This window comes from Psychrobacter raelei, assembly GCF_022631235.3.
Classification (GTDB): Bacteria; Pseudomonadota; Gammaproteobacteria; order Pseudomonadales; family Moraxellaceae; genus Psychrobacter; species Psychrobacter raelei.
Genome location: NZ_CP093310.2, coordinates 403,099 through 417,628, shown reverse-complemented (window position 1 = coordinate 417,628; position 14,530 = coordinate 403,099). Strand labels below are relative to the sequence as shown.

Here is a 14,530-nt window from a genome sequence, read left to right as displayed (position 1 = left end):
TTTTATTTGAAATAAATTCTAAGGGGAAGCTTTATGTATGGGCCATTAATGATAGATGTGGCAGGCACCGAACTGACTGCCGAAGATCGCGGCGTCCTAAGCTGTGAGCAGGTGGGGGGTGTTATTTTATTTGCCCGTAATGTCGAGACCCCCGAGCAAGTACGGCGGTTATGTGATGAGATTCATCAACAGCAGCCCGATATCATCATCGGTGTCGATCAAGAAGGCGGACGGGTGGCAAGACTGCGTAAAGGCTTTACCCCGCTACCAGCAATGGGAAAACTGGGTGATTTATTTGATTCAGACCCTTGTGGGGCGCTTAGCTTGGCTTACGACTGCGGCTATCTTATGGCCGCAGAGGTGATGGCGGTGGGCATTGACATAAGCTTTGCGCCCGTGCTTGATATCAATGGGGTCAGTCAAGTTATCGGCGATCGCAGCTTTCATGCGCGCACCGAAGCCATCGTGGCGCTTTCTTCTCAGTTTATGCGAGGTATGAAAGCTGCAGGCATGGCAACCACAGGCAAGCACTTTCCAGGTCATGGTTCCATTGCCCCTGATTCACATGTGGCAGATGTCATTGACAATCGCAGCTTTGAGCAGATTAAAGCGGTAGACCTGCAGCCCTTTATTCAGTGTCAGCCTTGGCTTGATGCCCTTATGCCCGCCCATGTTATCTTCTCTCAAGTAGATGATAAGCCGGCAGGATTCTCCAAAGTATGGCTACAAGACATTGCCCGAGAGCAATTGGGCTTCAATGGGGTGTTATTCTCAGATGACTTATCTATGAAAGCGGCACACGTGGCCGGTGATGTCAGTGCTCGAGTTACCGCAGCTTTAGAAGCTGGCTGCGACATGGCCTTAGTGTGTAATGATAGAGAGGCAGCGCTGCAAGCCATACAGACCGCAGCCCAGTTGCCCAAGCCCAATCAAACCCGGCTTGAAGCGATGCGTAGTCAGCTGCCTACTTGGCAAGGCTCACTAGAGGCCACTTGCGCCCAATTTGATTATTGGGCAGTGGCGAAACAAAATATTACGCAGGCTTTTTTTAACGAATCACTAGTGGCTGCGCAAGCAACCGATCCTACTGATTATAAGCACTAAAGCCTTTAAAACTGATAACTGTATAACAGACAACCCATAAAAAAGACCGCCTTTAAAAGGCGGTCTTTTTATGTCAGCTGCTTGACCAACCACAGCAAGCAATACTGACGATACATTATTTATGGCTACTTATTTTATAGCGCTTAAAGCTAACCACTTACTGATTACTGAGCAGTGTCAGCTTGTGGCTCAGTTGTGGCCTCAGCAGTAGGTGCTTTGATATCTGCACTGTCTGATGGTGTTACAGTAATCGGTGTATCCATACCCGCTACACTTTCATCATATACCGTAAACTCGATACGACGGTTGCGGAATTTACCATTTTCTGTTTCGTTAGTGGCCATAGGGTCTGTTTCACCCATACCTTTGGTCATTAGCTTAGCAGCATCGGCACCTTTAGATACCAAGTAGGCTTTTACCGCTTCTGCACGGCGCTGAGATAGATCTTTGTTATAAGCATCATCACCATCGCTGTCAGTATGACCTAAGATTAGCAGCTGCATATCAGGTACTTGCTTCATAACTTCAACCGCACGATCTAGTACCGCTTGGTTTTCAGCTGGGATGTCTGTTTTATCTACTGCAAAGTTGATAACTTGTAAGCTTAGTGCACGAGCCACATCTTTTGGATCTGGATTTTCACCTAGGTTATCCATAGCTGTCGTGGCATCTGCGATACTTTGTTTCACTTCAGCATCAAAGTCTACAGGACCGGTTGCAACGACATTAAGCTCCGGAGCAGCGGCTTTAATATCAGCCACTAGCTTGTCTAGCTGAGCTTGATCTGGCGCATCAATACGCACATCATTGCCTTCGATAATCACGTTAGCATTAGGTGTGTTTTTGATGAGAGGTAAAATAGCAGCTAAGTGCGGTGCCGCTGGCATGTCAGTGGCAAAGCCATCATCGATGTCTGCGCGGCAGTTATCACCACCTGTGCCAAACACATCTTTTACAGCCGTCATTATTGTGTTGCTTAACTCTTCATTACCTGCATTGATACGACAAGCGAATAACTCATTGCCTTCGCCAGTAGCAAGACTTAACACTGCAGGTGCTAGCGCGGTATTACCGGTAACTGCAGGTTCAGCAGGCTGCTGTACCGTTTGCTCTGGTGTAGCCACAGGTGCAGGATCTTTTTGGCAACCTTTTAATAGTGCCCACGCTAGCGCCGCTAGGATAATTAAACCAATAATAGGCAATAATGCTTTTAAGAAGCCGCCACTTTCTTTTTCTTCACGTACCAAAGGCTCAGTACTAGTGGTATCAGAAATACGATGGCCAGCAGGTGTCGCTGTGGTATTGGTTGTGGTGGCATGAGCGGCATGAGCACCGGCTGCACTAGCGCCTAGGCCTAGTAGACCGGCAGGCAGAACGCTGGTTGCCCAAGTAGGGATATGATTACGATATGACTCTAGGTTATCACGTAAAAACTGAGGAATAGGTACACTACCCGCTAAGCTTTTGATTTCATTAAAAGCCAAAGGCGCTGCTGAAGCTATCAGGCCCTTTACTGAAATGGTATCTACGTTATTATGAGCCGCTAATTCTTCAGCAATGTGATTTTTTTGGCCTTCATCAGTCCATAGACGATCGAACAGACCTAAGTCATCACGATGAATCTCTTGTGAGCCTACACGAGTAAAGCTCTCCTGATCGGCTAGTTTAGCGATGAATAAAGCGTAAAACTGCTTTAATAAGCTTTCGTTTTGTGGGTTATGATTGTCAGCCAGAACAGCTGGGGTAACGGTACGAGCCAGGTGACCAATAATATCCATGAGTAACTCTCCTAAAAAATTAAAAAATATTGGGTAAACAGCAGTTAAAGGGAGCAGATTAATTGTTATTAACTTAACGTCTAATGAACGCCTAAAGCCGAGGTTGTTTATAGTTATTACGACCAATTAAACCCTATTGATGTATTTAACTAAAGCGCTGTTTACCAAACTTGCATACTACAATACGCTATCTTTTTTCAAATTCCGTTATAGTAAAGTAAAGTCTAAGTTAAGGCTTGTTACAGAAACGTGAAATGGTGACAAACTGATAATAAATGAACCTAGAATCTCACACTAAAGCTGGTGTAAATAACAACTACCCTCTTAGATAAAAAGTATCCTAGCCCAATGATGAGTTGATATAACCCTATAGCACCATCAATTTGGCTTATATCGCTGCATATATCATGTATCATAGGACATCTCATTTTAGTAAGGACATCTTTTGAACAGTTTACTTAGTAGCCATACCACCTTGATTATTATCATCACCGTTATTGTCAGCTTATTGGCCTGGCAAAACAAAGAGATGATGAGCAAGCTTATTTTTTATCCACCTGCGGTGAATAAAGGCGAATGGTATCGCTTTATTACCCACGGCTTCGTTCATGCTGACAGTACTCACCTACTGTTTAACATGTTTACCTTATATTTCTTTGGCCGCGCAGTAGAACGCTTTTTTAATCAATTTTTAGGCGGTTTTGGGTTTGTTGCTGTGTATTTAGGCGCCATTATGGTGGCCATGATACCCAGCTATTTGCAGCACAAAAATGATCCACGCTATCGCAGTCTTGGCGCTTCGGGCGGGGTATCGGCCATTTTATTCTCCTTCATATTAATGGCACCTTGGAGCATGCTGTATTTGTTTGCTATTGTGCCCATCCCAGCCATCGTATTTGCCATCGCTTATGTTGGCTATAGCATTTATGCCAACAACAAGGGCAACTCAAACATCAATCATCTGGCTCATTTATGGGGCGGTGCCTTTGGTGTGGTGGCCACCATTTTATTATCGCCCAGTGTTTTGGGTCACTTCTTTAATGCCTTGATGCATCCAAGTTTTTAGCAGTGCCTAATGACACCGTGACTCACAATCAAGTATCTAAGTTAGTGACAACGTTAGTGACGTCCAAAAAAAAGTTAGTGACGTCCACAAAAAAAAGGAGCGCTAAGCGCTCCTTTTTTGTGGACAATGGGTGTGTTTATTAATTTAGCGTTTGACTCGGCGACTTAAAAGCGTGATGTGACCAGCTTACTTTTTGCGATAAGCATCTTTCAGACCCAGAATAATCAAATCAATCGCTTCGTTATTGCCGTCACGAGCAGCTCGGCGCATTAAAGAAGATGGCGCATGCACTAACGTCTGAGTAAGACGGCGGGTCAACTCTGTCATGACCTCCTCTGCAGTCGCCTCTGAGGTTCTCAGCTCATGCAATGCTTCATTTAATACAGCTTCGGCCTTTTGTGCAGCAAGGGCACGGTAATCATGGATATCTTGACCTACTTTGCGTACCTGGAAACGGCGCTCAATCTCAACCACCAAGTGACTAACCAAAAGCTCTGCCTCTACCGCCGCCTGACGACGCTTCTCTAGGTTGCCGGCAATCACATGTTGCAAGTCATCAATAGAATACAAGTACACATCATCAAGCTTACCTACGCTTGAATCGATGTCTCTAGGCACTGCTAAATCTACCATGAGCATGGGTTTATAGCGGCGTTTTTTTAATGCGCGGCGAGTCATGGCCTTGTCAATGAGCATGTCCATACTACCGCTACAGCTGCTCACGATATCGGCTTGATACAACAAAGAGTCCAGCTCTGTGAGCGGGTGCACTTCAATCTGTATACCCAAGTGCGCAAGCTCTTGCGCCAAAAGATTGGCACGCTCCGGCGTACGGTTACAGATTAAGATACGTTTAACCCCAAGCCCAGCGATATTCTGTGCCACCAAGCGGTTCATTTCACCTGCGGCAATCAATAAAAAGGTAGTTTCTTCCGGACGATCGAAAATTTGGGTGACAAGCTTAGAGGCCGCGTAGCCCAAGGAGATGGCCTGAGTACCCACATCCGTCTCATTTCGCACTCTTTTTGCCGCAGCGAATATTTGCTCCACGACCCAGTTTAGCTGATTGGTCAAAAAACCTTGTTCTTTGGCTTGGTTGACCGATCGTTTGATCTGACCGAAGATTTGTGGCTCCCCTAAAATCATAGAGTCCAGACCGGCTGCTACGCGCAGCATATGGGTGAGCGCTTGACCATCGACGTAGTCATATAAATAAGGGCGGGTCTCTTCAAGAGGTACTTGCTTAAAGTCTGCCAGCCACGTGATCAGTTGCTCCGTTAAATCAACGGTGCTCACAGGCTCATCAGCCAGCGACAAATCGCTTTGCTTACTCAAGGCAGCATCAGAATTGGCAAGTAACTGGGTGCTGGGCGCTAAAGCATAAATCTCAGTACGGTTACACGTTGAGATGATCAAACTGCCTGCGGTGATTTGTTGCAATTGTGCTTGCGCCACCTGGATGTCGCCGCCCACAAATGCTAACCGTTCACGCAAGGCGACGGGGGCAGTTTTATGGTTCACACCGATGACAACAAGATTCATGTAAAATCTACCCATTAGTTAGAGATTAAGCCGTCAACATTCCGTGCAATTAGCCTTTGCTAACTGCATACCATGAATGGGCATTCACTGTGATACCTGTACGGACAGACACGCACCCATTTATCACCGCTTAATAAATGCGGTAGTATAACAGATGCTCTAAACCGGTAATTATAGCATTGAATGCCTATTCAATCACGGTCTGTACAGTTTATCCTATACAGCCGGCTGATTAATAATGACCCCTAGCGGAATAAACGTTAAATATCAACACGATTCAATAAAAGCGTGGGCAATATATCCCCTCATCACCGTCAGCTTCGACTGGCTTAGGTTACTTTCATTATGAGCGCACAAAATACTTTTCACCCCACTGTCTATCTTGGCACAGGGGGTTATAGCGATACAGATATGCTGGGTACGCTCTATCCACTTGGTACCAAAAAAACCGACTTTTTAAGCGAATATGCCAAGCACTACGGCGCGGTCGAGATTAACAGCAGCTTTTATGCTCCGCTCGGACAAAAGGCGTATGAGGGCATGCTGAGAAAATCGGAAGCTAAGATAAAATTTGCCATAAAACTGCATCAAGACTTTAGTCATACCCTAAAAGCCACGCCCGAGCATGCCGAGGCCTTTATTGAGGCAATTCAGCCCTTAATTGAGGCCGACTGTTTAGCGCCTTTATTAATTCAGTTTCCACACGGCTTTGATCGTACCCATGAGCACCGCCTGTATTTGGCCAAGCTTGCCGATTGGTTTCATGACTATCCACTGGCTGTTGAGTTTCGTCATGCCAGCTGGCACATCGCTCAAGTAGAGCACAGCTTTCAAAAATTTGGGCTGATATGGTGCAGTGTCGACTACCCTCAAGTTAAGGGTCTGCCCAACTCTCGGCTGCTATTCACCCAAAGCACTGTGCAACACAACACAGCTAAGCGTATCGGCTATTTGAGGATGCATGGCAACAATCTCAACTGGTGGGATGCTATGTCAGCCAGTGAGCGTCATGATTATCGCTATACGCCTCAAGAGATGCAAAACTGGGCTCAAGCCATTGCCAATCAGCGCCAGCACTTCGATGAGTTGTACGTGTTTTTTCAAAACTCCACCAACGCCCATGCTTATTATAATATCGCCATGCTACGTGAAGCATTACAAGCCTTGCAGTTTCAAGTGCTATAAGCGCTATCAGTGCTGAAAGTACTGCTGGTATAAAAAAAGGATACCCGAGGGCATCCTTTTTTATTGAGTCTAACACTGAAACATTGAGAGTAAATAACTTATTCTTCAACGCCTGCGTCTTGACCTTTGTACTTAGCGTTTGCGTAATCCCAGTTAACCAACTTCTCTAGGAAAGTGTCAACATAGTCAGGACGACGGTTACGGTAATCGATGTAGTAAGCATGTTCCCATACGTCACAAGTTAGAACCGCTACTTTACCGTGTGCTAGTGGTGTATCAGCGTTGGCAGTTTTCATGATAGACAGTTTGCCGCCTACAGAATCTGCTACCAACCACGCCCAACCTGAACCGAACTGTGAAGTGGCTGCGTTTTTGAACTCTTCACGGAACTTGTCGTATGAACCGAAATCTTCTTCGATTTTTGCTTTTAGATCACCAGTAGGTTCGCCGCCACCATTATCTGGAGTCATGCAGTTCCAGTAAAAAGTATGGTTCCAAACTTGAGCAGCTTGGTTGAACATGCCTTGCTTGCTGTCATCTTTAGCAGTGGCAGTGATGATTTCGTCAAGCGCTTTGCCTTCAAGACCAGAACCTGGTAGCAATTCATTTAGCTTGTTGACATAAGCAGCATGGTGCTTGTCATGGTGAAATTCTAAAGTTTCAGCACTGATGTGTGGCTCAAGTGCGTCTTTTGCATAAGGAAGATCTGGTAGAGTAATGTTTGACATATTATATTATCCTTTGGCTATGTTAGCCTGTTCTTAACAATCTTTTTGACTGTTATGATGCTCATGCTAAAACGCATATCACATCAGGCTAAGTGGCTTGTTTTTATTAAAAATTCCTAATGTCGTAATGTCTTTACTACTCATCCGCGCTCTTATATGAAACATTGAAATCGCACAAATATAAGCGAATAATTGAAAGACCATTACTAATATATGCACTCTTAATTAGTCAATCAAGTGTGCATTACTACTACAATCATAACCAATCATAACCTCTAAACGAGCATAGTCTCTAAACGAGACCTAAACAATCTAGCTGGTTGAAAGCTGATTACTTTAAGCTGATATTTAACTACCAACTAAAGATTATGATCGCTAAGTCTTGCCGTATACTATAGCAAAGCAAATCATCAAACTCAGTTACTGAATGTTATATCTTGCGTTAATTTATTAATTTCTACGATTAGTAAAATCAATCACACCTTGGTTTATCGACAAATGTGTGGTTTTCATGATGATGTAAAATGACAAAGTCCATGACAGATAAAGTTATCAAATATAATCAAAATAAAATCTAACCTTTTATCTCATACTGTAATTCATCATCCTCTTTTATAACATTATTTATCCGTCTTTTGACAAGCAATCTTGTAATAAACATTCTTTTAATAAGCAATAGGATTATAGCAATGAATGACCAAACAAATGGTTCAACAACCCAAGCCATGCAGTGGATATTAGCCAGTAATAATAAGGGCAAACTCAGTGAGTTTAAGCGTCTGTTTAATCAGGCCAATCTTAATATTGATATCGTACCTCAAGGTGAGCTTGATATAGAAGACGCGGTTGAGGACGGCTTAAGCTTTGTGGAAAACGCCATCATTAAAGCGCGCCATGCCAGTCGTTTAAGTGGCAAACCCGCTATTGCTGATGACTCAGGGCTATGTGTACCTGCCCTAGGTAATGCGCCTGGTATCTATTCTGCACGGTATGCCGGCGAGCACGGCAATGATGCCAAAAACAATACTAAGTTGATTGAGGATTTACAGCCCATCCGCCAGCAAAGCCCTGAGCAGCCTATTAAAGGTTATTTTGTGTGCGTACTCGCTTTAGTTCGCCATGCTGATGATCCGCTACCTATTATTGCACAAGGCTTATGGCAGGGTGAGATACTTGATGCGCCTCAAGGTGAGCATGGCTTTGGCTATGACCCGCTATTTTGGGTACCTGAGCTGAAATTGACTGCAGCACAAATGCCGGCCGAGCAAAAAAATGCCATCAGTCACCGAGGACGCGCCATGCAAAGCTTGCTACAACAGCTGTCCGCACAGTAGCGCTACACAGCTTATAATCGGCTTTAAAACTGAGTAATTTTTACTTTATTTTTACTTTGATAGGCTGATAGACTATACTGTTCTACTTTTATAATTTTATAGCGGTACCAGTTGTACCACGGCTACACCATAAGCTGTGCGTGCTTTGCTGCTATTTAGCCTTAAGTGTGTGCCCCTTGAGTCACCAAGGCCACCTCCTTCTAGATCAGATGGCTAGTGGGATGCGTGGTATTTACTCACAGATGAGTCACCACTTTTTGGCTATCTATTTATTAAAACCAGTTTTAGCGTTATATTCTTGGCAATTCTCATGCTCTATATATCAAATTGATTGATCTGATATAAAATGGGTATTGCTTATCATTAAAATCAAACGATTAACATACAGGGTTAATAACCATGGCAAAAGATCTACAAGTAACGACCAGCAAGGTCAATGACAACCAAACACAACTTACTGTAAAAGTGCCTGTTGAACAAATCCAAAACAAAGTGGAAGGCCGTATCCGCAATGTGGCAAAAACTGCCAAAATTGATGGTTTCCGTAAAGGTAAAGTGCCTGTTTCACACATCCGTGCCCAATATGGTGCTGGTATTCAGCAAGAAGTGATCAACGATGTGATCCGTGACACCGTATTTGAAGCTATTAAAGCTGAAGACGTGCGCGCTGTTGGCATGCCAAACATTGATGATGTAAAACTAGAAGATGAGTTCTTAGTATATCAAGCCACGGTTGAAATCTTCCCAGAAATCAAAGTTGAAGGCATGAGCGACATCGAAGTTGAGCGTCACACAGCGACCATCACTGATGAAGACGTTGACACCATGATTGAAAACCTTCGCAAACAGCGTCAAGAATTCGCTGAAAAAGAAGGCGCTGCCGATGAAGGCGATCAAGTTACTTTTGATTTCGAAGGTTCTATCGACGGCGAAAAATTTGAAGGCGGCTCAGCTGAAGACTTCAAACTTGTGTTAGGTAGCGGCCAAATGATTCCAGGCTTCGAAGACGGTATCAAAGGTCTTGCTGCTGGTGAAGAAAAAACCATCGACGTGACCTTCCCAGAAGATTACCAAGCTGAAAACTTAGCGGGTAAAGAAGCTCAGTTCAAAATCAACGTGAAAAAAGTTGAAGAAGCCAAACTGCCAGAAATCAACGACGAATTCTTAGAATTATTCGGCGTAAAAGAAGGCGGCGTAGAACAGCTTAAAACTGATGTTCGCAAAAACATGACGCGCGAAATCAAAAACGCTGCCCGTAATCAAGTCAAACAAGCTGCCTTTGATGCGCTACTTGAAAAGAACGAATTTGACGTACCAAGCGCTATGGTTGACCAAGAAGTTGACCGTCAACGTAACCTAATGATGCAGCGCTTTGCTCAGCAGTTCGGCGGCAATGCTAACAGCATCGACAAAGACATGTTGCCACGTGAGCTATTTGAAGAGCAAGCCATCCGTGCGGCCCGTCTTGGCGTTCTAGTATCACGCGTTATCGAAGAAAACGATCTGAAAGTTGACCAAGAGCGTGTTGAGACTTTCATCAAAGAAACGGCTGAAAACTACGAAGATCCTCAAGAGGTTATCGAGTACTACACCAATGATGCACAGCAGCGCGCTAACATCGAGTCTGTAGTATTAGAAGACCAAGTGGTTGACTTCTTACTTGAGCAAGGCAAAGTCACTGACAAAGAAGTCGGTTACCAAGAGCTTCTAGCCTCTCAGCAACAAGGCATGATGTAATCATTCAAAAGTTGTTTTGGCGTTAGGCCTTAACTTTTGAAACCAAAAATGCCCCAGCTAAATTAGTTGGGGCATTTTTTATGGCCTGTCACATTAGTTATGGTCTATCACACTAGTTATAGCATGCCGCAATAACTGACGGTCAGTGGAGGCAACTCCCTTTCATCAGCCTCAGGCTTGCATGAGCTGACAAGATGAGCTTTATGATGCTTTATGACACTATGTGATAAAGTGGGGGAACCCATTAGCCCATTAAAATTATGTATTAATCGGTCATCATCAAGTAAGATAACCAGGTTAATATAAGCTTGGCGCTTGATTTATCGCCAACCACCCCAAAATATAACTATATCAGACAGGCTCAAGCCGACATTCGGCGCTATAAAAGCCTGATTAACACAGCCGCTTACTTAGAATGATCATCAAAAAATTGTAAAATTGACCAATCCACAGGGAATATATATGACTCACCAAAACACCCAACAAGATATCGAACGTATTATTAACAACCCTCACTTTGAGACATTAGTTGCTGCCCACGATGCGGTATTAAGAAACATGCGTGATGCGACGGTTAGCGTTCCGCAAGCAGCATTAGTGCCTATGGTTGTGGAGCAATCTGCCCGTGGTGAGCGCTCATTTGATATCTACTCGCGCCTACTTCGCGAACGGGTTATCTTTTTGACCGGTCAAGTTGAAGACAATATGGCCAACCTAATTGTGGCGCAGATGCTGTTTTTGGAAGCAGAAAATCCAGAAAAAGACATCCATTTATACATCAACTCACCCGGTGGTTCAGTGAGTGCGGGTCTGGCCATGTTCGATACCATGAACTTCATCAAGCCTGACGTATCAACCATTTGCATGGGCGGCGCTTACAGCATGGGTTCATTCTTATTGGCCGCTGGTCAAAAAGGCAAACGCTATGCCCTAGCCAACTCACGTGTGATGATTCACCAGCCCTCAGGTGGCGCACAAGGTCAGGCAACTGATATCGAGATTAATGCTCGTGAAATCCTAAAAATCCGTGACCGCCTAAACCGCATCTTAGCTGAGCGCACCGGCCAGCCACTAGAAAAAATTGAAAGAGATGTTGAGCGTGATTACTGGCTAGATGCTCAAGAAGCCAAAGCATACGGCTTAGTTGACGAAGTATTAGAGCGTCGCCCAGAAGAAGCCAAATAACCCCGTACCCCGTGTAAGCTCTGCTAATGATCAATATGGATGATTCGCAGAGCCGGAAGCAGCCAGATAAATGGCTGCCTAACCGGTTAAAATCGTATTAAATTTACCCCTCCTGCACCCACCTTGAGTGATGGCCCTGTTATTAGGCTTATGGCATTCAAAGCTGGGTTTTGAGGGCGAAGCACTTATTAAGGAGCGCCAAGCATGGCAAAGGACAAAACACCACAGTGTTCATTTTGTGGTAAAAAGAAAGACGAAGTTGCCCAGCTGATTGCAGCGGATGACGCCAATATCTGTAATGAATGTGTGGCGCTATGCACAGACTTAATTGAAGAGGGCGACTTAAATACTGTCGACTCAGAAGACGGTGAAGTGAACACGTGGCTGACCAAAAAGCTGCCTACGCCAAAAGAGATTCGTGAACATCTAGATGGTTATGTGATCGGTCAAGAAACCGCCAAAAAGGCATTATCAGTGGCCGTTTATAACCATTACAAACGCTTAAAAGTAGCCGCTAAATTGGCCGAAGATAAAAAGCAGGCCAAACTGGGCGCTGATGATGCCATGGTTGAGCTGTCAAAAAGTAACATCTTGTTGATTGGTCCTACCGGCTCGGGTAAAACCTTATTGGCACAAACCCTAGCACGTATGCTGGATGTGCCGTTTGCGATGGCCGATGCCACCACCTTAACCGAAGCCGGTTATGTGGGTGAAGACGTTGAAAACATCGTACAAAAGCTGTTGCAAGCTGCTGATTATGATGTCGAAAAAGCGGAGCAAGGCATTATCTACGTCGACGAGATTGATAAAATCAGTAAAAAAGGCGAGAACATGTCTATCACCCGTGACGTATCGGGCGAAGGCGTGCAGCAAGCGCTACTCAAATTAATTGAGGGCACGGTTGCTGCCATTCCACCCCATGGTGGCCGCAAACATCCCAATCAAGAGCTTATCCAAGTTGATACCAGTAATATCTTAATTATTGTTGGCGGTGCTTTCTCAGGTCTTGATAAAGTCATTCAGCAGCGTACCGAGAAAACTGGCATTGGTTTTAACGCTGAAGTTAAGTCAAAAGATGATGGTAAGCAATTGTCTGAACTGTTTAAGCAAGTAGAGCCTGAAGATCTGATTAAATTTGGTCTTATTCCAGAATTAATCGGCCGTCTACCAGTCATAGCAACGCTTGAAGAGCTCGATGAAGAAGCATTAATGCAGATTTTAACTGAGCCGAAAAACGCCATTGTTAAACAGTACCAGTACTTGTTTGAAATGGAAGATGCTGAGTTAAGCTTCACTGAAGCGGGACTAAAAGCCATTGCTCACAAAGCAATGGAGCGTAAAACAGGTGCCCGTGGTCTGCGCTCAATCGTAGAGAACGCACTGCTAGATACCATGTATGAGCTGCCTTCTATGAGCGATGCGAAGCAGGTTGTGGTCGATGAAGATGTTATCAATGAGGGCGCAGCCCCTAAGATTGCTTAATCAGCCCTTAAACTGTAATAAGCCTTTATGACCGCTGTTATCTTAGCGTCCCTAGCTTTGTCCAAAAAACGCTTGCCTTAATCGGTGAGCGTTTTTTTATGGCTATTTTCTGATGCCACTTCTTAATTGTCACTTTCTTATGCTACTTCTTAATTGTCACTTTTTTATTGTCACTGGCTATCAACTGGCCTATGATGACAGGCACAAGTGCAATAATTTTAAGCAGCTTTACATACACTGCCCAATGAACGCTCAAGGATGATACCGCATGTCAATTCGCTTGACCCTCCCCCAATCTTCATTAGTCCATCAAGTCACTCAGCCCTTAAAACAGCGCTTATCCCCCATTGCCCCCTTTATGGCGCCATATATAGACCAAGATGTCATTACTCATTTCTACCAAGGCCATGTGGCAGCCATTACCGGTGCAGGCTCAGGCATTGGTCGAGCGCTGGCTTTAAACTTGGCTCAGGCCGGCTGCAATCTGGCCTTATCTGATATTAACGCCAAAAACTTGGCTGAGACTGAGCAGTTATTAAAGCCGTTTGAGATTAAGATCACTACCCAAGCTCTAGATGTCTCTGATAAACAGGCTGTATTTGGCTGGGCCGATCACGTCATGCAAGATCACACTCAGGTAAACTTTATTTTTAACAATGCTGGCGTGGCATTGTCGTCTACAGTTGAGGGTGAGAGCGTTGAGGATATTGAGTGGGTAATGGGCATTAATTTTTGGGGCATGGTATACGGCACCAAAGCCTTTTTACCGCTGATTAAACAAAGTATGCAGCAAGCGGGCAACGCCAAGCACGGTCACATTATTAACATCTCAAGTCTATTTGGTATTATTGCTCAGCCAGCACAATCTGCCTATAACGCCAGCAAATTTGCCATCCGCGGCTTTAACGAAAGTCTACGACAAGAGCTTGATATCGAGCGCAGCAGTGTGTCTATTACCTCAGTGCATCCTGGCGGCATCAAGACCAATATTGCCAACAACGCCCGTGGTAACGAAAGCGTCAGTGCCTTGGGCATGGCAACCGGTGTTAAGGGCCTTAAAAGCTTTAACAAATTGCTTAAATTTGACCCCGATATGGCAGCAAAGATTATTCTAATGGCCGCTGCCAAAAATCAGCCCCGCTGCCTGATCGGTGATGACGCCAAGTTAATTGATTTGCTGCAGCGCCTTTGCCCCTCGCATTATGGCAAAATCATGAATAAAGCCAACAAACTTGCTGCCAAAGCCAAAAAATCGCGCCGCAAGCGCACAACTACGCAAAAACAATAGTTCAAATGCACCAAGCGCTATACAATGATGAGCTATCTTAGTTAGGTCTGTCTTGCACTTGCAATAAGAGCCAGTGCCTGCCAGTTTATGTGCTGCTGCCA

Annotated in this window: 11 protein-coding genes; 8 read left to right on the top strand and 3 right to left on the bottom strand. The window is 44.6% G+C overall.

Going from position 1 to position 14,530, the window contains the following annotated elements:
• Positions 1-33: 33 nt before the first annotated feature.
• Positions 34-1,104: a beta-N-acetylhexosaminidase gene (nagZ, locus tag MN210_RS01695; protein ID WP_338412450.1), complete on the top strand. Its 1,071-nt coding sequence runs from the start codon at positions 34-36 to the stop codon at positions 1,102-1,104.
• Positions 1,105-1,268: 164 nt separating this feature from the next.
• Here the strand turns inward: nagZ and MN210_RS01690 are convergent, their stop codons facing one another.
• Complete coding sequence (locus MN210_RS01690; RefSeq protein WP_338412449.1) at positions 1,269-2,882, bottom strand: OmpA family protein; 1,614 nt, start codon at positions 2,880-2,882, stop codon at positions 1,269-1,271.
• A 445-nt stretch (positions 2,883-3,327) separates the two neighbouring features.
• Between MN210_RS01690 and MN210_RS01685 the strand changes: the two genes are divergently transcribed.
• Positions 3,328-3,948, top strand: coding sequence for a rhomboid family intramembrane serine protease (locus MN210_RS01685; RefSeq protein WP_241879019.1), 621 nt, complete (start codon positions 3,328-3,330; stop codon positions 3,946-3,948).
• 186 nt (positions 3,949-4,134) lie between these two features.
• Here the strand turns inward: MN210_RS01685 and hemA are convergent, their stop codons facing one another.
• On the bottom strand, positions 4,135-5,490 hold the full coding sequence (gene hemA / locus MN210_RS01680; RefSeq protein WP_011959600.1) for a glutamyl-tRNA reductase: 1,356 nt from the start codon (positions 5,488-5,490) through the stop codon (positions 4,135-4,137).
• 345 nt (positions 5,491-5,835) lie between these two features.
• Between hemA and MN210_RS01675 the strand changes: the two genes are divergently transcribed.
• Positions 5,836-6,675, top strand: coding sequence for a DUF72 domain-containing protein (locus MN210_RS01675; protein WP_338412448.1), 840 nt, complete (start codon positions 5,836-5,838; stop codon positions 6,673-6,675).
• 98 nt (positions 6,676-6,773) lie between these two features.
• On the opposite strand, the gene MN210_RS01670 is transcribed toward MN210_RS01675, so the two are convergent.
• Entirely contained in the window at positions 6,774-7,403 is a 630-nt protein-coding gene (locus tag MN210_RS01670; protein ID WP_011959598.1) for a superoxide dismutase SodB, read from the bottom strand.
• Positions 7,404-8,092: 689 nt separating this feature from the next.
• On the opposite strand from MN210_RS01670, the gene rdgB reads away from it, so the two are divergent.
• The 5 genes from rdgB to MN210_RS01645 all read left to right on the top strand — a co-directional run bounded on the left by rdgB (position 8,093) and on the right by MN210_RS01645 (position 14,429).
• Positions 8,093-8,737 carry an RdgB/HAM1 family non-canonical purine NTP pyrophosphatase gene (rdgB, locus tag MN210_RS01665; protein WP_241879017.1) on the top strand — a complete coding sequence of 215 codons (645 nt, stop codon included), beginning with the start codon at positions 8,093-8,095 and terminating at the stop codon, positions 8,735-8,737.
• Positions 8,738-9,136: 399 nt separating this feature from the next.
• Complete coding sequence (gene tig / locus MN210_RS01660; RefSeq protein WP_011959596.1) at positions 9,137-10,474, top strand: trigger factor; 1,338 nt, start codon at positions 9,137-9,139, stop codon at positions 10,472-10,474.
• Between the two features lie 558 nt (positions 10,475-11,032).
• Positions 11,033-11,659 carry an ATP-dependent Clp endopeptidase proteolytic subunit ClpP gene (clpP, locus tag MN210_RS01655; protein WP_041773439.1) on the top strand — a complete coding sequence of 209 codons (627 nt, stop codon included), beginning with the start codon at positions 11,033-11,035 and terminating at the stop codon, positions 11,657-11,659.
• A 204-nt stretch (positions 11,660-11,863) separates the two neighbouring features.
• The gene (gene clpX, locus MN210_RS01650) at positions 11,864-13,141 is read left to right on the top strand and encodes an ATP-dependent protease ATP-binding subunit ClpX (RefSeq protein WP_011959594.1); all 1,278 of its coding nucleotides are present in this window, start codon (positions 11,864-11,866) and stop codon (positions 13,139-13,141) included.
• A 358-nt stretch (positions 13,142-13,499) separates the two neighbouring features.
• Positions 13,500-14,429, top strand: a complete 930-nt coding sequence (locus MN210_RS01645) for an SDR family NAD(P)-dependent oxidoreductase (protein ID WP_338412859.1) — start codon at positions 13,500-13,502, stop codon at positions 14,427-14,429.
• Positions 14,430-14,530 lie beyond the last annotated feature (101 nt).